Annotated in this window: 8 protein-coding genes and 2 CRISPR repeat arrays; of the genes, 5 read left to right on the forward strand and 3 right to left on the reverse strand. The window is 28.0% G+C overall.

The features are described from left to right. Positions 1-55 precede the first annotated feature (55 nt). Positions 56-1,017: a CRISPR direct-repeat array (repeat unit 36 nt; unit sequence GTTTTACTCTAGTAAGAAATTGTACAGCACAAAAAC). A gap of 473 nt (positions 1,018-1,490) precedes the next feature. Beyond that, positions 1,491-2,649: direct repeats of the CRISPR family, unit length 36 nt; unit sequence GTTTTACTCTAGTAAGAAATTGTACAGCACAAAAAC. 68 nt (positions 2,650-2,717) lie between these two features. The 3 genes from MDIS_RS00400 to cas1 are packed head-to-tail and all read right to left on the reverse strand — an operon-like array spanning position 2,718 to position 4,691. Next, a complete protein-coding gene (locus MDIS_RS00400; RefSeq protein WP_044635165.1) occupies positions 2,718-3,491 on the reverse strand; it encodes a hypothetical protein in 774 nt (257 codons plus the stop codon). Then, positions 3,491-3,784 carry a CRISPR-associated endonuclease Cas2 gene (cas2, locus tag MDIS_RS00405; RefSeq protein WP_232510562.1) on the reverse strand — a complete coding sequence of 98 codons (294 nt, stop codon included), beginning with the start codon at positions 3,782-3,784 and terminating at the stop codon, positions 3,491-3,493. The genes MDIS_RS00400 and cas2 overlap by 1 nt, the downstream gene beginning before the upstream one ends. A 19-nt stretch (positions 3,785-3,803) precedes the next feature. After that, entirely contained in the window at positions 3,804-4,691 is an 888-nt protein-coding gene (cas1, locus tag MDIS_RS00410; protein WP_044635167.1) for a type II CRISPR-associated endonuclease Cas1, read from the reverse strand. 346 nt (positions 4,692-5,037) lie between these two features. On the opposite strand from cas1, the gene cas9 reads away from it, so the two are divergent. From cas9 to MDIS_RS03915, 5 genes are all read left to right on the forward strand, one after another. Next, on the forward strand, positions 5,038-8,829 hold the full coding sequence (cas9, locus tag MDIS_RS00415; RefSeq protein ID WP_044635168.1) for a type II CRISPR RNA-guided endonuclease Cas9: 3,792 nt from the start codon (positions 5,038-5,040) through the stop codon (positions 8,827-8,829). Between the two features lie 31 nt (positions 8,830-8,860). Beyond that, entirely contained in the window at positions 8,861-9,190 is a 330-nt protein-coding gene (locus MDIS_RS00420) for a hypothetical protein (protein WP_044635169.1), read from the forward strand. 325 nt (positions 9,191-9,515) lie between these two features. Beyond that, positions 9,516-15,314, forward strand: a complete 5,799-nt coding sequence (locus MDIS_RS00425) for an MGA_1079 family surface serine endopeptidase (RefSeq protein WP_232034179.1) — start codon at positions 9,516-9,518, stop codon at positions 15,312-15,314. 208 nt (positions 15,315-15,522) lie between these two features. After that, positions 15,523-19,122 carry a P97 family adhesin gene (locus MDIS_RS00430; RefSeq protein ID WP_197722418.1) on the forward strand — a complete coding sequence of 1,200 codons (3,600 nt, stop codon included), beginning with the start codon at positions 15,523-15,525 and terminating at the stop codon, positions 19,120-19,122. Between the two features lie 18 nt (positions 19,123-19,140). Then, positions 19,141-22,581 (forward strand): P110/LppT family adhesin N-terminal domain, encoded by a 3,441-nt coding sequence (locus tag MDIS_RS03915; RefSeq protein WP_052506188.1) that lies wholly within the window; start codon positions 19,141-19,143, stop codon positions 22,579-22,581. Positions 22,582-22,657: the final 76 nt, after the last annotated feature.

A 22,657-nucleotide genomic window follows, 5' to 3' on the forward strand; every position in this document is an offset into this window, starting at 1 on the left:
CCAAAAATTAATAAAAAGAAAAATATTTTCGTAAATTATTAAAACTTATGACTTCGTTTTACTCTAGTAAAAAATTGTACAGCACAAAAACGTCCCCGGGTCGTAATAAAGCGCTGCTCAAGTTTTACTCTAGTAAGAAATTGTACAGCACAAAAACGAATTGGCGGAATTTTCCTTTATCGCCGGAGTTTTACTCTAGTAAGAAATTGTACAGCACAAAAACGTGAAATTCCAACAGGAAATAATTATACTTGTTTTACTCTAGTAAGAAATTGTACAGCACAAAAACATAGTCACCTGGTTTTTTATGGTCTTTAAAAGTTTTACTCTAGTAAGAAATTGTACAGCACAAAAACTAGTTTTAAAAACTTTTCATTAAAACCAAAGTTTTACTCTAGTAAGAAATTGTACAGCACAAAAACAATAAGAGTTTATACCTGCAGTCTGTAGGGGTTTTACTCTAGTAAGAAATTGTACAGCACAAAAACCATCATGCTAAAAAAGTCTTTGAAATACTGGTTTTACTCTAGTAAGAAATTGTACAGCACAAAAACGGGTATGCGCTGTTTTGTCCAGCAGTTTTCGTTTTACTCTAGTAAGAAATTGTACAGCACAAAAACATATTCCGGGATTTGATATTTTCTGTCAGTGTTTTACTCTAGTAAGAAATTGTACAGCACAAAAACTATTTGCTCCTTTATTCTAATTTAGATAAAGTTTTACTCTAGTAAGAAATTGTACAGCACAAAAACACAATCATTAAATTTGGTCTTAAATCTGGAGTTTTACTCTAGTAAGAAATTGTACAGCACAAAAACAGAATCAGTTGGAATTTCATAACCACTAGGGTTTTACTCTAGTAAGAAATTGTACAGCACAAAAACAGATAGGGACCGAACTGTCTCACGACGTTCGTTTTACTCTAGTAAGAAATTGTACAGCACAAAAACGTCTTTTGAAGAGAACATTTTTAGACCAAGGTTTTACTCTAGTAAGAAATTGTACAGCACAAAAACATCTGGGTCTAACATAGACTCAATTTCACGGTTTTACTCTAGTAAGAAATTGTACCTGAGTTTCCCAGTTAGTGGTATAATTAATTTGTAAATATCAAAAAACACTAACAAATAAGGATTTGTTTTAAAAAATAATAAGAAAAAAGTACTAACCTTTCATAACAATTATGATGTAATTATTTTAATAATAAAAATGTTAAAAAAGTTGTTCTTTTTTAGTTTTATAGTAAAAAACCTGATTTGTAAATGCATAATAACCTCTAATCAAAAATAAAAAGCGACTAGAAATGTATTTTGCTAGTAATGTTTGACAAAAATCCGGGTTATAAGTCGAAAAAATTGTTATGAAATAACGTTAAGTTCTAAAAAGATCACCTAAATTAGGAGGTCTTTTATAATTATGCGTTTGTAACTGGGAAATTCAGGATTGTACAGCACAAAAACATCTGGGTCTAACATAGACTCAATTTCACGGTTTTACTCTAGTAAGAAATTGTACAGCACAAAAACAATGAAGTAATCGAATATTTAAAACAATTAGTTTTACTCTAGTAAGAAATTGTACAGCACAAAAACATAACAGCAAAGTTATCATAATTCTGAATTGTTTTACTCTAGTAAGAAATTGTACAGCACAAAAACGGGGAGTGAAATAGATTCTGAAACCATTTAGTTTTACTCTAGTAAGAAATTGTACAGCACAAAAACTATTAAGCAGGTGTACCCAGATTTTATTGCGTTTTACTCTAGTAAGAAATTGTACAGCACAAAAACTCACCGCACCAGTTTCGTTCTGCGCTTTTAGTTTTACTCTAGTAAGAAATTGTACAGCACAAAAACAAATTATTTTCGGTAAAAGGGGAAATGTTTAGTTTTACTCTAGTAAGAAATTGTACAGCACAAAAACTAAATACTCAACATAAGAATTTGATAGTATGTTTTACTCTAGTAAGAAATTGTACAGCACAAAAACAATAAATTTATCAATATCAATATGATTATAGTTTTACTCTAGTAAGAAATTGTACAGCACAAAAACATTGATAAAACTATATAAAAACTCGGATAAGTTTTACTCTAGTAAGAAATTGTACAGCACAAAAACAGGGTTACAAAACTTATTTTGTTATTACCTGTTTTACTCTAGTAAGAAATTGTACAGCACAAAAACTAACAAGTGTGTCCATCTGGGCGGAGGTAAGTTTTACTCTAGTAAGAAATTGTACAGCACAAAAACAAAAGTTTTTTTGTTTAAGTCATAAACATTGTTTTACTCTAGTAAGAAATTGTACAGCACAAAAACAAAAGTTTTTTTGTTTAAGTCATAAACATTGTTTTACTCTAGTAAGAAATTGTACAGCACAAAAACTACCGCTATTATCGTTACTGTATTTAATAGGTTTTACTCTAGTAAGAAATTGTACAGCACAAAAACTAATACCAATATTATATTCATTAACTTTTAGTTTTACTCTAGTAAGAAATTGTACAGCACAAAAACAAATTGTTTACGGTAAAAGGTGATATGTTTGTTTTACTCTAGTAAGAAATTGTACAGCACAAAAACTAAAGCTGTTAAGATTAGGTTGGGGGTTTGGTTTTACTCTAGTAAGAAATTGTACAGCACAAAAACCTCATTTACAAGAAAAAAGGTAATTTTTTTTCTTTTTTTAAGCCAAAAATCACTTCAGAAAGATGTGGTTACTTGAAAAAACTAGTTTTTATCTTGTAAAAATCCAATTTTGCAACTAATTTTTCCTCTTCAGAATTATAAATCAACTCATTTTCATCAATTGGACTATTTTTAATATTTTCAAAGTAGCGAATTATCGGTAAATTATCAATAACATCTACAACTGTTTTATTTGAATAAAATGAAATCAGTTCAAGTTCACTAAATTTTGAAATATATTTTGTAAAATCATTAGTTAATATTAAAAAAGTTAGACTTGAATATTTAAAAAGTTTATCTAATTTTATATAGTCAAGATCTTTTAAAATTATAAGCGTATGTTTCATAGTGCTAAAAATAATATTAATTAAATTTTCAAAGTTATGCTGATTTATTAAGATGTCAGTTTCAACACTAAAAACTGCCTTGATCAATTTAGTATTATCAATTTCGTAATTTAGGAATGGAAACCCTAGCTTTTCATTGATATTAGCAACAATTTTGTCAATATTTTCGTTTCTAAAAAAGAGACTCTCAGCTCAATATTCATTATTAATTATTGAATCACCAAGTCAATTTTTAGTGCTAAGACTAAAAAAATCGGAAAATTTTGTTAAATTAGAAATTAAAATTACATCTTTTATTGAAATAGTTTTTGAGTTTAGTTCAAAAACTTTAGCCCCGGCTTCGTATTCGTATTTAAAAAGATCGGCTAAAAATAGGTCAGTATTCTCAGTTTCAATAATTTTTATATTAGTTTTAAGTTCGACTATGTTATTAAGGTTATTAAAAAATTTTAGCATTATAATTTAATATAATCCTCTTCTAAATTATAAATTTCGTTTTTAGACTTTGTGCCGTTAAGAATTTCGATGTTTTGGTACTGTTTTTCAGTTAGCATCACAATTCTGACATTAGAATTTTTGGGGATAATTCTTAATAATTTCTTTTTTTCGCTATTATATTGCAAGTGAGTCGGAATTACTTTTGAATAAATTGAATATTGCAATCTAATATATCCAAGTTTATAAAGTTCTTTAATAAATTTATTATAAAGTTTATTATCTTCTTCATTTTCATAGTAAATGTCATACATCAGTAAAATCCGCATTTCTCTAGTATTGACTTTGATCACTTTCTGCAGTATTTTCCTTTTGATTTTCTTTTAAATTAAGAATGTCCATAATTTCAAATTCAATATATTTACTAAATTTAATTTGTTTTCCTTTATATTCAATATGTTGGGCAAATGATTTAAAAAGTGTTTCCTTAAAATCTTGAAAGCTAAGAAATTCAGCATTAATATGATTATAGACAATATGATCAACTCAATAACGATAAGGTTCCATTAAATCACAGGCAAGTGGAAAATTGTTATTAAAACTTTTATGATAAATTCCAAGCCGATTATCAAGTCCTTTGCCACAAAGAATCCTTGCAACATAACTTAGCAAGACCATATAGCCATAATTTAGTAAAATGTTGATTTTATCGCTGCCATCATGATCGCGGATAAAATTTTTACCAAATAAAATTTTGAAATACAATTTAGCAGCGTGGCCTTCGCGGTTATTTATATCATAAGGTTGAACTTCGTGAAAATACTCTTGCATTTTTGTCTCATCTTCAAAACTAATTTTCTTAATTGCTTTTAAAAGATTTAGTGATCTTTGAATTTTTAGCTTAATTATTTCCTGTCAAGTTTTAGTTTTATAACTAATATCTCATTTTATTTGCTCTTGGAACACCTTATTATTATAATAGCCGTTATATGGAATGATTAGTGACTGCGGTAGGTGGTTTTTGCAAATGATAATGTTAACCTTTTTTTCAACAAGTTCGTTAATTACGGGAATTGACAGTGTTGTCCTGTCGTTTTCAAAGATTAACACATCAATTGAATCAATTGGGAAAACAAATTTTTCACTATCCTTTTTGATAATAATGTTATTTAGAAAAAGATAGACATACTCAGATTCGCTAATTTCAATGATTTTTTTCATAAAGAGCTCGCTTTTTTTTTTTTTTTTGAAAAAAACTAAAAAATATAGTATAATTTATTTTGCATACGTTAGTATGCGAATAAAATTTTACTCTAATAAGAAATTGTCGCACAAAAATAAGACGCATTATGCTGTCGAATTTCCCCACTTTGTGGGGTTTTTTTATTTTTTGAAAAAAAATAAATTTTTTTGCTAAAATTATTTAAATTTAACTTTTTTCAATAATTTTTTTTATTTTTATTTGTAAAAAATAAAAAAAATGTTCAATTTTTGGTAAAATTTATCTAATATAATTTTAAAACTACCTTTAAAAATAATTAAAAAATTAATAAATTTAAGGAAAATTATGGGCAAAAAACATATAACTATCGGTTTTGACCTTGGAATTGCATCTGTTGGATGAGCAATTATCGAAAGTGATACTAGTAAAATTCTTAATTGAGGATCGCGGCTATTTGAAGAAAGAAAAACAGCACAAAAAAGGCGTGGACACCGTTCAACTAGGAGGAATATTCGACGAAAAGCATATCGAAATCAAAAATTTATGAACTTGATTTTGAAATATAAAGAACTTTTTGGACTTGAAAATACTAGTCAAATTAGCAGAATTGATAAAAAAGATGTTGAAAATTATAAGAAGATCGAGGAAAAATTTACTGAAATTTATAGAAACTGTGCGAATAAATATCCGAATATTCTCGATTTGAAAATAAAAGCTCTTAATTCTAAAATTGAAAAATTAGAGTTAGTTTGAATTTTGCATGACTATCTCGAAAATCGTGGTTTTTTTTATGATATAGAACAAAATAGCGAAGAAGAAAAGAAAAAAAATAAAAAATTTGCCTCAAAATATAAGGGAAGTGAGTTTCCAAGTATTTTATTAGACAGATTTTTCAAGAAAAATGGGTTTTTTAATTCTTATGGTTTAGTGAGTGAATATGGATATAATTTTTCCAATCTTCACTGGAGAAATGAAATTAGTAAACTTTTTGAAATTCAAGAGATAGATTACGAATTTGGTAAAAAATTTTTAGATATTTTTAGTTCAGTCCGAGATTATGCAAAAGGGCCAGGATCAAAAAATAGTATCAGTAAATATGGTGTTTTTGAAATAGATGAGACCGGAAAAGTTGTTGAATATGAAAACATCTGGGATAAAACTATTGGAAAGTGTTCGTTTTTTGTTCAAGAAAGTAGAGTTTCAAGTAATTATCCATCATATGAAATTTTTAATCTTCTGAATCAATTAATTAATTTAAGTTCAGAACTAAAATTAGAAAACGGGAAGAATTGGCAATTAAAAACAAAAGATCGCGATTTTCTACTTGATAAATTATTAGAAGCAAGAAAAAATAAAAAAAATAAAGATGCTTCAATTGAAGATGATATTATAAAAATTATCCTTGCGGATTTTGGTCTTGAAAAAACTGATATCACTAATGATGATTCTATTCAAGGAAGAGACATTATTAAAGCAAAACCAACAACTAAATTAGAAACAACAAATAAATTACTAAAAATAATTTATTCGCATTCATCAAATGCTAAACAAGTAAAATCTAATAATTTAGTAGAATTTTTGCCCTTTTTAGACAAAATTTGTGCAATAGTCGATCACGATAAAGCTCGTGAAAAAAATGAAGTATTAAAAAAACTAGAAGAAAAAGGTATTTTCAGCAAATTTCAAATAATACCGGAAAAACAGGAAAAATTCCTAGACTCACTATTTAAAGAAAAATTAAATTTTAAAAAAATTGGAAATTTATCCCTAAAAGCAATTCATTTTTTTCTTCCTAAAATGATTAGTCAAAATAAAAATTCTGAATTTTTAAAATGAAACGATTTAGAAACTAGACAAACATGAGAAGAAGAAAAAAATAAAATTAAAAAGGTGAATAAAAAATCCAAGTACCTAAATCCACGAATTTTTGAAGATGAAATTATATCCCCAGGAACTAAAAACACCTTTGAACAAGCAATTTTAGTTCTAAATCAAATCATTAAAAAATACTCAAAAGACTATCAAATTGATGCAATAATTATCGAAAGTCCACGCACAAAAAATGATAAAAAAACTACTTACAAGATAAATAAAGCTATCAAAGAATCAAAAGAAAAAGATAAGAAATTATTTGAAGCCCTTAATTTAAAAGAAGAGGGTTATACTTTCGAGCAACTAAAATCAAAATCTAAATCACTATTTGACAAATTAAGACTTTACTATCAACAAGAAAAACTTGATCTTTATGACCTTGATTCGTCTGATGAAGGAGAAATTAAAATTAATGACCTTATTGAAAAAAGTCAAAATTACGAAATTGACCACATAATTCCCTATTCAATGTCTTATGACAACTCCCAGGCAAATAAAATTCTTACATTAAGAGCTAAAAATGGAGAAAAAAGAAAAGAAATTGCAAGTAAATATGCCAGAAAAAAAGGAGAAGAATATTTTAAGAAATATTTAGAAAAAGTTAAGGAATTATTTATTGATAGTATTAAATCTAAAAATAACACTGATTATGTCGATTTAGATAAAGATTCTTCAAAAAAAAAATATCGTTTATTAACATTAGAAGATTTTGATCAATATCATGCAGAATTTATCGCACGAAACTTAAATGATACAAGATATTCGACAAAATTATTCTATCATGCACTCCGTGACCATTTCCAAAATAATGAACATTTTGAATATTTAGATGAAAAATCTCAAATTCATAAAGTAAAAGTTGCAACAATTAAAGGGCATGTTACTAGATATTTCCGTGGAAAAACTGGTTATTCCAAAGACGAAATTTTTGAAAATAATGCAAAAGAAGATGAAAGTACTCACAAAAAAGTCATCAAAAAAAGACGGGAAAATAACGAACATCACGCTGTTGATGCCGCAATTGTTGCAATTATTGGAAATGAAAATCGGCAACTTGCCAATCTTTTAACTATTTCTGATAATTCATTTGAGAACTATGATGAAGATCATAAACTTAATGTTCGTACAGGTGAAATTGTTAGAAAACCAAAGTTTGAAATCGAAAAATTTGCTAAAATTGATGAACTAAAAAACAAAATTTTAGAACAATGTACTATTGCAAAAAATGAGATTCCTATTAAATTTTCACGTAAATTACGCACTATTTTAAATTGTCAGATTTCTAATGAAAATTTATGTGGTTTTAAATTTGATGAGAATCAAAACAAATATTTTAAGATTAATAAAATAAATCTACTAAATTCTACCAACGAAGAATTAGAAAAATATTTCATAAACCCGTTTGGTACGGAAGAAAGTAAATATAAAGTTTTAATGGCTGAATCACATAAGGTTGAATTTGAAAGACTAAAAGAGATTTTTTTTAAATATAAGGAAAAAGGCGATGCTTTTGCCAAATATATAGATGATTTAAAAAAAAAAGAACCTGAACTAATTGATGAAATTGATGCAGCAAAAGCAATTGGGAAAATTTTATATTATAAACTTGAGCCTTTAAACCAACAAACCTTTTATGGTGAGCCAAAAATTGTTAAAAAATACTATAAAAATATTCGAATAATTAAATATGATTCAATCCCAATTCAATTTAAAATGCTTAGCAAACACGATGGAGGAAAATCTTATAAGGACGATCTACGCTCACTTTACTCGCTTGTATACAAAGTATATGAAAAAGGAAAAGAAACTTATAAATCTATTCCAGTGAATTCAGCGCTTACTAAATTTGGTTCTAATAACAATGATTTATTAGATGAAAATAATTATAATAGCCAGAACTTATTGCTTTATAAGAATGATTTTACAAAACCTATTCCAACAGGTTGCAAACCAATTATAGCAATTAAAAAGGGTGTTATTCTCAAGAAAAAAAACTATGAAATCCAAGATGATTTTACAGAAACAGAAGAAAATGGAAGGTATTTTTTTATTTCTGGAATCTCAAAGGAATGTGGCAAAAATATAGATACCAGATTTACATTACGATTTATTGAAATAAGCAAAGATACAGTAGCTTCTAAACGAGTTACAGATAAGATTTTTAAACATTATGATCTAATTCATCTTGATGAACTAGGGAATGAATATCCAATAAAAATTAAAGAGCACACTGAAGAAGAAAAGAAATTATGCACTATTAAATAGTGAAGTTTTGTGCCTTTAAAGTAAAAATAATATGAAAACAAGTCCATTTTATTCAGGGATTAGAGTTATTGATCTTCCTCAGTCAGTTTTAATTTCGCTCTCGGTTATATTTTTTGTTCTTGCAATAATTTCAATTTCTTTTCATAAATATACAAGAAAAAAAATTAAAGAATATAAAGAATTACAAATGGAGGACTGGAGAAAAGAAAATCCAACTAAAAAGCATTTGAGTTATGAAAAAACCGGAATGTATTTGCCTGCCTGACAACGAGCCAAATATAATCTGCACATAATTTTATGTCTTGTTTTCCTTGTAGGCGGTTTTGTTTTTGCTTTCGGAAATACACTAACAACTTTATAAAAAAATTCTAAAATCCAAAAGATGTGCTAATATGAAAACAAAAGGAAAAACTAAAAACAGGTTTAAATAAAGTTGTGGGTCACCTTTTAATAAATTATAATTTTTTCTAGAATAATTAATTTTCAAACCTTTCACCAATCCGCCTCAAAGTTAGAATTTTGTATTATAATTTAGTAAAAAAGTATTACTTTTTCCTAATAGGGAGGCTATCATTAAAACTAAAAAACTGAAAACTAATGCACTTTTTTTACTTTCTGCTAGCTTTCTTCCGCTCATAACAATTTCTTGCACAACCGAAACCCTTAATTATGTTAGAACTGATGCAATGAAAGGTAAAATTCAATTAGAAAATCTTTTTGCGCAGTTTCCTACTTTTCCTGAAAAAATTAGAAGTGCATTTCGCAAAAACTTGAATTTAACAGTTCAACAATTTAGTACTGAAGTTTATTTTGCCAAAGTTGCTAATTTTGTACAAAATTATGATTCAACTTTTATTTTATCTAGTAAATTCGATGTTAATATCAAAAAAGATAATTTTAATGAATTTCTTGCTAAAAATAGCAAAAAGTATGAGGATTTAAAGACTAAATTTACAAATTTAAATCTTGGAATTTTAAAATCCACTAATTTAAACCAAGATTTAGATAAATTTTCTAGTGAAATTTTTGAAATTTTACAAGAATTTCAAAAAATAGTACAAAATTATAAATTTGAACTATTAAAATTTAGTCAATTTAACAAAATTATCAAATACGCAAATCTTGATAATTTAGGATCGAAAAAGTCAGAAATTCTCAAAATTTTTAATTCCCTTTATGCAAAAGATGCTAACACAAGCGATTTTGCTTCAGAATTAGTATCACTTGAAAGTTTAATTAAAGAAATAAAATCAATAAAAACTGAATATTCCAAAGTAAAAACACAAAATTTTACTAATTTAGTCTCTGAATTTGATTCAAAGTTAAAATCTAACAATCTTGTCAATGATTTTTCAAATTCAATTAAAGAATTTGAAAAAATTAAATCAGGATTAGATAAAATTATTACTCCCGAAAGCAAAAAAAACACAAAATTAATTAATTTAAAGAAAAAAACTAGTGAAGAAGTTAAAAAATTTTCCAATTTATCAAATGGGATTATTCAAGAATTGGGAAATTTAGTCAACAATTCGCTAACAGAATTTCAGGTTAATCAAATCAAAGGAATTTCAACAAATCTTAACGAATTAAGTGATTATTTTGCAAAATTGAAGGTTAAAAAAATAACATTAAACAGCAATCCTAATTATCTAAATTCGGAAAACAAACAAATTCTTGATGATTTTATGGACTTATCTAGCGTTTTAAATCTTGAGAATAAACTTGTTAATGATAATTTAGTCGCTAAAAACAAGTACTTTTTTCTTTCAAGTATGCTAACTAGAAAAGATAATATCGAATCTGAATTAAGGCGATTAAATGGTAATCAAAGACTAAAAGTTGCCAAAAATCGACTAAATTATCAGTTAAAAACTGATAAATTTAGCCAAAATTTTTTAATTAACATTAATAAACTAGCCGATTCAAAAACTTTAGTTTCTGGAATTCAAGAAATTGGTTCTGAAATTCTAAAACTAGCCGATTCACTTGATACTTATAAACTAGAGTTAAAAAATTTTGAATTTTTAAAACAAAATTCACTTACCACCCAAGAAAATAAAAATTTACTTGATGCAAACAATAACTTAATTAAACAAAAATTGGATAATTATCATAAATTGGATAAAATTGACTATAAAAATTTAGCAGTTTCATCTTCAGAATTTGCTCAACAAGTTAGTTTATTTTCTAATTTGATTTCAAAAGTAAAATCTGAAAACGATGTTCTAGCCGAAAAAATAACTCCAAAAAAATTAGATCCAAATTTAGTTCAATTTAAATCCGAAGCTGAACAACAACTAAAAGTTAGTCTAGATAATGAAAGACTTGATCGCTATAGCATTAAAAAATACTTAAGTTCAGCATCTTTTACGCTTGAAAATGCTAAGCTTTGACTAAAAGAGACAGAAAATTCTGACATTGATTTTACCTTAACAGATTTAAAATTAGACGAAAAGGATAAGAACAATTTAATTTTAGAATATCGTGCAAAATCAAAAAAAGACCCTTCAAAAACAGTATTTTTAACTAAAAACCTTTTAGTTAAAAATAATAATATCGATATTAATTCGCTTGTTTCTAGTTTAAAAATCGATTCCCTTGATGATTATTTTGAGATAAACTATATAGCATTTCGTGAATTTGAGAAGAATTTTTTTGAAAAAAATAATCTACTTGATTTTATTAGTAAAAATCTTGTCCAAATTAAGTCAGTTTTAAAAAATTATTTCACAGTCGAACTTGCAAATAAAAATCGTCTTGAATTTAGTAATGATAATAAATTATTTTTAGATTTAAACATCAAATTTAACAATCAAATTATCAAAAAAATTAAAGTTAAATCAAAAAATCAGTTAAATTTTAAACAAATTGATACTTTTCCTGTTAAAATTAGATATACTGAAGCTTTTAAAAATTCAAGTTTGTTTAAAGAAACTTACTGAACTGACCCAAATTATGCTGATTATGATTTTAGCAGATCAAAAAATGAACTAGATTATTTCTGACAAGTTGAAGAACCTGTTGGCGGTGGTGGTGTCGGGAATTACTGATTTTATAAATTCTTGTTAAAACCAGCACTTGAGGAACTGCAAAAATCCGGACAAATTGATCAAAACAAGAAATTTAAAACTCTTGACAGACACCCAAAAGTGGTGCGTGTTTCCTATTTAGGTCAGGAAAAACCAAAAAAATCTGATGAATTAAGTAAATCTGATCTTGATAAAATTTTTGAAAAGATCCTTAAAAACAAAGAGTTTTTTGACTATCAAGTTCCTGAGGGAACAACAGTTGAACTTGCAAATTTTAAAATTAACCGCGAAGTTAGAAGAGTTGCAACCTCGGCCGCAAGACAGACAATTACTTTAAAATTACTATTTAAAAAAGGTCAGCTAAGTCGTGAAATAAGCATAGATTTTGGTCCTGAAAAATTCATCCAGGGGATTCAAACTGAAAAAGACAAGACAGATTTAGATCTAATTTTAGAAATTCTAAATGATAAAAGTGGGAAAAAATTATTAAAAAATACACAAATTAAGGATATTAAACACACTCACGGCGAAGTTTCTTTAGTTGGTAAAACAAATGAGGAAATAATTGCAAAATTAAATAGTCTTTATTCTTTTGCAAAAATTGGTAAATACGAAATTTTTGCAAAAGAATTAATTTCAAAAGATAACCTAAAAGGTCAGGCACAAATTTTCTTCTGGTACAAAAAAGATGGAATCGAAGCACCAATTATCACTGATGGATTTAAAAGAGTTCCACTTTTTAAAAGAGATAAAGCGATTAGATTTTCTCATTGACTACCAGCAAGATATCAAGATATTAAACCGAAAAACGGAATAAAATTTAGTGACGAAGATTTTCTGCCAATTTCTAACACTGAAATTTTGCCCCGAAATGGCGAAAGTACTATAAAAACCAACGTAATTTCTGATGAAGATAAGCAAATAATTAATCAAATTAACAGTCGCCATTTTGAATATCGCAAAGTAAATGCGGAATGATATCGGAAAAATCGTAAACATATTAAATATCGACTTGTCGATCCGGCAGATATTGTCGAGCAAAATGCGGAATTGTTTCTAAATTATGTACTAAATTTACAAAACAAAGTGGAAATTAATAAGGAAAATGAGAATCTTTTTGATGAAAAACAGGTAAAACCTGAAATTGATGAAGAGGATAAAAAAATTGATGATACTGATGAAATTTTGCCAAAAATTATTGAAAAACAGATATTTTTAGATTCTGATCCCAAAATTTCAATTGACACTGATAAAATAGTAAAAAATTATTTTATTTACTATTATGATGTAAAAACAACAAATATTCCAGGTGAAATGACTTTTAAACTTGGATTCATTAACAAACAAAATACAAACATTCGTTATAGTAGCAAAAAAACTATTAAATTACAGAATCTTGAAAATGATTATAAAACAAAATTGTACCCTGAAGTAATTTTGAATCGTATTAAATTTAGTGATTTAATTCGAAAAAATCAAAATCAAATTTCAAAAGATGCCCTAAATGATAGTACTTTTAGCAATTTCTTTGACATAAAGGAAGCGGCATTAAATTATAATCACTTTAAAATTAAAAAGGATTCAATTAAATTTTTAGAGATAAAAACTTTAGGAGATAAAGACTTTTTCCGTTTGAAATACAAAGATGGAAAAACTGAATTTAAAGGTTCAACTTGATACTTTTTAGGGAATTCTGAAAGTAAAAGTTTCGAAAATCAACTTGATTTAGACACAAAAGATCCACTAATTACTGTTTTTGAATCAGAAAACAGTGTAATTCGTAGTCGTGAAATTGAACCTTATTATAAAGATTTATACTGAAATTATGATCCAGAAACAAGAAAAGCCTCTTGAATTTTAAAGGAAAAATACATAAAAGAAACTTTTTTGAAAAATAATGCGCAAAATCGTAAACTGAAAATCCAACTTTTTGGAAATGCTCTTGTTCAAAATTCAGAAAGACTAATTCGAATCAAAGGTGAATGAGATAAAAGGCATAAACGGGAAATAAAAGGTGGTTTTGACTTCGATTTTGACTTTGAAAAGTTAGTAAAAGGTGAACTAATTACAATAAATTCAACAACAAAAGACGTGTTTTTTGAAAAAACAAAGAAAAAACTTGATGATATTGCCTTTGTTTTGACAGCAAAATATATTAAAAATCAAGGAATTGAATTTCAATTTTGACTAAAAGATCCAAAATACGGATTAGTTGTCGATGATGCAACTAATCATGTTGGCAAAGGTGCAAAATTTTATTCTAGTCCTGAATTTGATAGTTTTGATCCAAAAAAAGCCTTTCTTTTACATAAAGCTGGAGCAAGAATTCACATTCAGTATACAAATAATGTTGAAAATGAAAATTTTGGTATTAAAACTAACCAGTTTGACTATAAAAACATTGATTTTACCCGTGAAGAACAACCGATTACGTTTTTTAGCGAACAAAAAGCTTATAATTTAGACAATTATAACCCAAATCAGAATGTTTCTTATAAACTTCATAACGGTTATCTCCAAGATTTTGAATTTCTACATAAAGGATGAAACCCTGAAAGTTTTACACTAGCGAAAAATCTTTGAGCAAGAACTTTCGGATTCACACGCGGAACTGCAACAATGCTTGCAAAAGTAAACAAAGATCCTAATGACGGAAGGTTTTACATAATTACTAACAATCACGTTGAAGGTGGGGGAAAATTCGATTTAAGCACGCTTTTAGGGGAAGATTTGACAAAATTTCTCTCCGCAAGTCGTTATATAGCAATAGCCGGAAAACTTTATTCTAATTCAATTGATGGTGGTTATGGATACTGACAAGGGCAATATAGTGTCAAAAATGTTCCTACTTGACTAGTCTGAACTGGAACAAAACAACCAGATTTAAACGGTCAAGGGCAACAATTTGTTGATGTTACTGTCTTAATTGTTGATATCAATCCGTTAATTAAAGCTGCAAAAGAAGCCGGTGAGTTTTTAAAAGCAGCCTGACTTCAAAATTGATTTCAATTACCAAATTTAAAATTAAATACAAATGGTGCAAGTGATTTAACTTTTTTTGGACCAAATTTAAAACATTTTGGAGTTAACGGCTTTCCTTATGGAAAACAAAGTGGTTATATTGTCAACCGTACCAACTCAAAACCAGCAAATATTTTGCTTTGAAGACAAAACGGCTACACCCCAATTTTCTTTAATAGCGGAAACTCCGGAACTGGTGTGCAAGGGTTTGAAAACGAATATATTTCAACTTTAAATGCCGGATCGCCGTTTTGGTATTTACAAAGTTGGACTTATTCTTCACAAAATCATAATTATTTTGGAATCAATTGAAAAAATGAAAATCCACTTGACCTTAAAAATAAATTTAGTCTTGCTGGAATGATTATGCGACTAAACGCAAAAAGCCCACTTGAATACGATCTTCCTTGATTTTTCAAGGAATTTAAAAATTAAAACACCTTGTATATAATATACTATATAAAAAATTATTAATATATTATACCAGATTTTCAAGGAATTTTTTATAAAATTAGAAAAATTAAAATTTTTATGCAAAATTTTGCTTGAGTTTGCCGGCAAAAAACTTGAAAAAATTTTGAAAATTATTAAATTAATTGTTATAATATTTAATGTATTGGTTTTAAAAAAATTAAGGATTACAATGGTGAAAAAAAAGAATTTAATTGCCGGAGTTTCGACCGGAGTTGTTGGAGTTATTTTATTTGCAACAACTATTGGTCTTGTAACTCGAATTCGCTATACAGGCGAAAATCCACGGGCGGAACTAGAAAATCTAGTTTCCCGTGTTAAAAATGTTGCTTTTAAATCTGATGTTTTTGACAATTCTGCCACGTACAAACAGATAAAAGCAAAACTTTTTGACGAAAATGGAAAATTATTACCTGGAATTGACTTAAATAAATTTATTTCGTTTTATACGACATATAATTCAAAAATTCGTAAATTTGATGTTACTTTTACGCCAAATAAGCCATTTTTTGAATTTGTCAACTTAATTCCAAACGATGAAGACCAAAGTTTTGAGCTTCAATTTCGCGCAAAACACCAACTTGATAACAATTACACCGCTTATTCAACCATTTTAAGTAAAAAAATTACTTTTGCCCAGCGTTCACAATTTGCGCTTGCCGATTTTAACGCAAATTTAGAGAAAATCACTGAAAGTTTTAAACAAAACATTCAAAACTTACGTAAAAAAGATTTGACTAGAAATTTTGCAAGTCAAAATATTTCAATAGTTAGTCAAAAAATTCCTTCACTTACGCGCGTTGAAGATTTTGCAAGTGATATTAACAAATCTGGGACACAAGAAGAAGCGGTAGAAAAAATTTCCCAATATTTTCCTGATTTTCAAAAAATTATTTACGAACTAAATGATGATCGAAATAACAATTTACCTTTTCGAAAAGGTAAAATTTTTAACTTTAGTTTAGAAAGACATACCGGAACTAATGATTTCATTGCTCTTAATGCAAATTCTGAACCAAGTTTTTTAGTAAAAGCTGAACTTACAAACGAAGCAAAATTTGAACTTAAAGGCCTAAACATCCAGCAAGTTCAAATGCTTGAAAAAATCAATTTAGTTCCTACAACTGAAAAAACCAATACAGATTCTAACAAAGATCAACAACAAGAAACTGAAAAAACACCAGGGCAAACTGAACAAACTGAAGCTGATAAAGAGAATAAAGATAGCAAAACTGAAGCAAAAAAAGCAAGTTATTTTGCTAATTTAGACGATATTTTAGCCAAAATATCAATAAGAAAACTAACATTTACTGACTTTAAAGTTGCCCCAGGGGATACAACTCCTGCCGCACAAGCAGCAGCAAGTGTGGCTGTTTCAACAACCCCAGAAGAAACTCCAATAATTCAGCAAGTAAGTTCTACTCAATTTCAAGAGCCGCAGCAAGCAGAAAGTACAGAATCTTCTTCTCCAGGCGCTGAAAGTTCAGCGCCGAGTGGCGGAAATGGTTCTGAAGCGTCACAAAGTTCTGGAACAACCGATTCTGAAACAGCAGAATCTCCTGCCGCACCTAAAGAAAAAGATGCAGAGGCTAAATTTGAAGAACTTGCAAATAAACTTACCGTTAAAACTAAAACTGCTAATGAATTTCTTGATACTTTAAATGAAAAACTTTATAGTTCAAAACGCGGGCGTGCAAAAGCTGTTGCGGATAAAATTAATGAAGAACTTTTAATAAAACCACTTTCACTTGATTTTGGTGAATTAAAGCAATATTTTCCAGAAACTAACCCGCAAGGTGTTGAATTTTCTTTAGATATTACAAATGCAAAAGTAAATAAAACTAAACTAGAAATTCCTGTAGATATTAATCTTTATTCAAGTTTTTTTGGTGATTCAAGTAATAAATTTCTAAAATCTAGAAAAGATAAACTAGAAATTCCGTGGTTTAAAGCAGAATCTGGATCAACTGCTGAAAATCAGGAACAAAAACAAGAATTAGATAAAAAACGTAAAGAGTTTTTCTTTGTTAATTCACTTCCAGAAAATTCGCCAGAAATTAAAGCAGTTGCGGTCAATGTTGATGCTCAAGCAACTGTTACTGAAAAAAAACGCGAAGAAAAAATTGTTTCAACAACTGGATATATTTCAAAAGCTGAACTTGAAAAATTAATTGACGATAGTTCTCACCAAGAAATAAAGGATATTTTATCTAATCGTTTTCAATATGGTTATGATTTTAAACCTACTGATTCGATGCTTAATGCTTGAGTTGGGAAACAAAAATTTCCTAGTTTAGCTGATTTAGCTGAATTTAAAGAAAATAAAGAAATTGAATCAGAATATAAAGTTAAATCTTTAAATTCTGATAAATTTTTTGCAACAGAATCAGATGTTGCTGCTTTTTATGCATATTTAGCTAATCTCGAACCTGCCGAAGTACTTCAATATCTTTTTGAAATTGCAAAATCAGCAAATCTAATTTCTGAATCTCAGAAATTAGATTTGAAAAATGTTAGCGAAGGTGATGTATTTAATGCTGCATCAAGTATTGAATTTAATAAATCAAGCGATGTTTATGGTTTAGACTTTAATGGTCATATAAAATCTTTTGAAAAAAGAGGTTGATTTTCTAACCTATTTTTACCAAAGAAAATTGCTGAAAAATTCACTAAAAAAGAAACTGATAGTGAAATTTTTGAGAAAATTAATACAATAAAAGAAGCGAAAATTACTGAAGAATCAGGTGCAGCAGGTTCTTCAGGCGGAAGTGGCGGCGGCACAGATAATAATGATTTATATAAAGAAATTCGTGAAGCTGCTAAAAAAATTGAAGATAGTTTAAAAAAAGTTGAAAACAATGGGATTCTAAAAATTGAGACACCATCTTCTGGGCAACAACAACAACAGCAACCAGAACCACCAATTAGTGAATCTGTTAAAAAATTTTATACAGCCAATGCTCATAAACTATCTAATCTAAGAGATTTAATGCTTGCTTTTTATGTAAAAGCTAAAGAATTAAACAATTTCCGTCCTTGAGCAAAAATTAGTGAGGATTTAGATTATCAACTTGTTTTTGAAAAAGAAACAGGTTCAAATAATGATAGCAATGGACTTGATGTTCCTAGTGATGCCGAAAATTACAAACTTACATATTATTACAAAATTACTGATAAAAAATCTAAAAAAGAAGAATATTCAAGCCCTAAAACAACTTTAACACTTTTAGTTCAAAAAGAAGGAAGTTTTAAAAATACTGAAGAAAAAAATAAACTAAATGAAGCAATTTTGAGAATTCCACCTTCATATTCAGTAATTCAACTAGAAAAAAAAGAATTTGATAAACTAAATATAGAACAAAGCGAATCAAATTCTTCTTCTAACAAAAAAGCCTTTGAAGAAAGAAAAGAATTTAAAGAAATTCAAGAGATTGTTAAAAAATTTGACCCTAAATTAAAAGTTTCTGTTAAATCTGAAGAAAAAGACAGTTTCAATCCTGAAAAAGTAAAAATAATTTTACTTCAAGTAAGTTCCGGGGGTGAAGCTACTGATTCATCTGATACTAGTGGTTCAGAGGGACAATCTTTATTAAAATTCAAAATTAGAGTTGAGTTAATTGAAAAGAAAGCTACTATCAAAGAAGATGATGGAAATCGAACTTTAGAAGATCAATTAAAAGAAAGAATGAAGTTGCTATTAAAACCAGGAGAAATGTTACCAGGACCAGGTGTACCATCATTGCCGCAACCGCCACAACTACCGTCACGTTAATTTATGAAAGGAGCAAATATGGAAACAAATAATGAAAAGATAAAAAATCCCAAGTCAATTGTGTCGTTGGGATTTTCAATTACTGCAATTGTCACCACAATTATTGCTGTTCCAATTGGTCTTACAATTTTTGAAAGATCTTATGGATCTCAAGTTTACGGAAATGTTGATAAAAATCAAGTTGTTAATTTAAAAACAGAGGCAACTTTTTCTGAAGAAGATTTTATTAACGCTGTTAATAATTTGAAAATTTTTGATAAATACAAAAATTTATCAGCAAAAACGGCACTGGCTTTAGCAAAAAACCCTTCGTATTCTTTCAACTTTTTACAGGCTTTTGATTTTTCACCAATAACAAAACACAGATTCCGTGTAGTTTTGAACATCGAAAACGCTTCAGTTTCTGGTTCAGAAGTGAAAAATGTTGTTGTTTTTGCGCACTCAGATCAGTTAAAACTGACTTATTCAAAAAAAACTGACCTTAAAGGTTTTGCTGCAAGTGATGCTTCTGATGGAAATTTAGTTAATTTCCAAATTGACCTTGCAAAGTCAAGTTTAAGTGTTTCTGGTTCAAAAAGCGCAAATTTAACTGCATCTGAGGTTGCTTTTAAAGTTGATAATGACTTTCAAACCGCTTACAAAAAAACTCGTTCACTTTCACAAGCTTTTTCCGATGCTTCGCTTGAAAATGGATTAAGTTATAATTTAGTTAACAATTTAGGACTTCCAACAATTTTGGAAAAAGGTTATGTTTTAGCACCAAAAACTTCAGTAAATGAAAAAGCTAAACAAGAAAAACTGGTAAAAATTGGCGAAGAAGATAACAAAAGAGTTGAAAAACTTTTAAAGGTTCAGAATTTGGTTTTCAAAAACCTTGATGATAAAAATGGAACACTTTCAATAACTTTTGAATTGTTTGATCCATCTGGAAAATTAATCAAAGAATTCGATTTTCCGATCACCGGAATCAAAAAATTAGAATACGATGTTGAAAAAGCTGAAAAAGATATTCTTGCAAAAGTTAAAGAATTTGTCCAAGTCAAACCTTTTGTGCAAATCGCTTTAGTTCGTGATAATTTATCTTTAGCCGAAACAGTTTATAAAACTGACAATAATCCAACAAATTTAGCTAAAGTTTTAGCAAAATCAGCTAAAACTGAAACACCAAAATCAGAAAAAACTCCTGTTTCAGTAAAAAATTTCCAGGATAATGGTCAAACAGGTGGTTCTGATAATAATTCTGGAACTTCAACTGGGCAAACTGAAGAACAAAAAGAAAAAGAAAAACCTAAAACTGATAGTGAAACAAAAACACCTGGAAAATCTGCTGAAACTGAAAAAGTTGAAATAAATCGCGAAGATTTTTCAAGTTTTTTTGAACTTAAATCAAAATTAATTGAGATTCCCGAATTTAAAGGTTATTTTGTTGAAATATCTTCAGTGGATTTTGCCAAAAATTTAAGTCAAGAAGAAAAAGATAAACTTTTAAAAGATCATCAAGTTTCACTTGATGTTAATTTTAGTATAAAAAAACAACTTGATATTCAAGCACCTTATCTTGAAAGCGAATTCGTTAAATCAAATTATTCTCCAGTTTTAAAAACATCAGTCACAAAAATTGGAAAAGGTAATAATTCCAAATTAGTTTTACTTGATTTAGGAAGTTTTAAAACCAATATTAAAGTTCAAGTTGATTATAACAAATACGAAAGAAAACTTTTGGAAGTTGCACTTAAACAAAATCCGAATGTCGATCTTCCTAATTTAGATAAAATTAATCTAAAAGATCCTGAATTTAAAGAGTTTAATCCTTTAATAACAACTGTTGAATTTAAGAAAAATCCTAATGGCGAAAAATTAACATTAGGTCGCGTTAAATCTTTAATAGAAGAAATTGTTAACGATGCAAAAAAAAATAAAACTTTTGAAGATGTTGCAAGAAAATTATTCTTTTTAGATTCAGGTAAACACCCTCGAGATTTAGAAGAACTTGATAAATATAAAAAACTTCATGCTGATAAATTCAAAAGTCAAACTGAAAAAGAAACAAAACCAACTGAAGAAACTGCAAAACCTCCTGTTTCTTCGGAAAATGGATCACAAAATCCTGGCACACAAAGCACTCAATCTCCAGCACCACAACAACCTGCAGCAACTACTGCACAAACAACTTCTTCATCAGCAGTTGTGACTAAATTTGCTGATACTAAAGAAACAACTAAAAAAGATTCAATTGATAAAAAATCAGATTCATCTTCTGAAGGTTTGGGATTAAAACTTTGAAGTTTCCTACAAAAATCTAACTATTCCTCTGATTTTGGAAATGTGGATATAACTTATAATGTTAGTCAAAAATCAAATGAACAAATTGATGTTGAACTCAATATTAATCAAAAAGATTCAACTCCGGTTGGAAAAGCAGTGTTTTCAGTTAAAAAATTAGTTGATGACCAAGGTTTTGACTTCTTAATGAAACATAATCCAGTTGTGTTTTTTGATTTTAGGACAAAAAACTTAACAGCCAAAAAAATTTCTTCGCTTAATAGCGAAAAAATTAAAATTGATGTTAATCCAAAAAATGAAAGCGAATCACCCGAAGGATCTTGACCTGGTAACTCTTTCGATTTCACAGCTAACCCTAATATTTTGACTCCTGAAGGAGTTGTTATTAATAAGGCAATAAAATTTGGTGAAGGTAAGCAAAAATCACTTAAAAAAGGCCTTATTTTACTTGCGTTTACTATCCCTCGTCTTAATAATAATCAAAAACATTATTTACTTTCTTCAAAACAAGGAAAAGGCTTATTTATTGTTAAAACCAACCTTGATTCGCAACAAAAAATTATGATTGGACTTGATCAATACGGGCAATCTACTGAAAACGGAGTTGTAGGTTTAATCTCAGGTTTTCAAGGAACCGCGTCAGGGCTTTATAATATTGATCTCCAAAAAGGAAAAGTGGAAAACGATAAAAATTCTCCAATTGATTTTGAAACTTTTAGTCAAAAAAATATCAGTTTAACTAGTCAACCAAAAAATTTTGACTTAATAAAAGAAGGCGATTTATTATTTTTATCAATTTTTCGCGATGGAGACAAATACGAATTTTCTTTAAGTTCTGAAAAATCTAATTACGAACTGCAAAAAATAACATCAAAATTAAATTTAGAAGCTTATAAAGGATCTTATGCTTATGATCTTGATTGAAGTTTTCTAGGACCAACCCCAACCCCAAGAATAATAGAAGAATCAACTCCATTTAGTTCACATGATATGTCTCATAATGTTCAATCTTTATCAATGCCCAACTCCTTCCCATCTTACGTGCCATCCGGACCTCCACCATTAATAGTCGCTTCTGGTTTTGCAGTCTATGACTCTGAAGAGATTATTAAAGACCGGGAAACTGTTAATAAATTGACTGATAATTTTATTAGACATTTTAAAAATAAAAAATAAATCTTTTTTACTATAGATAATTGTAATTTAGATATCAAACAATAACCTTAAAGTTTTTTTTTTTTTTTTTGAAAAA

This window comes from Mesomycoplasma dispar (genome assembly GCF_000941075.1).
GTDB lineage: Bacteria > Bacillota_I > Bacilli_A > Mycoplasmatales > Metamycoplasmataceae > Mesomycoplasma > Mesomycoplasma dispar.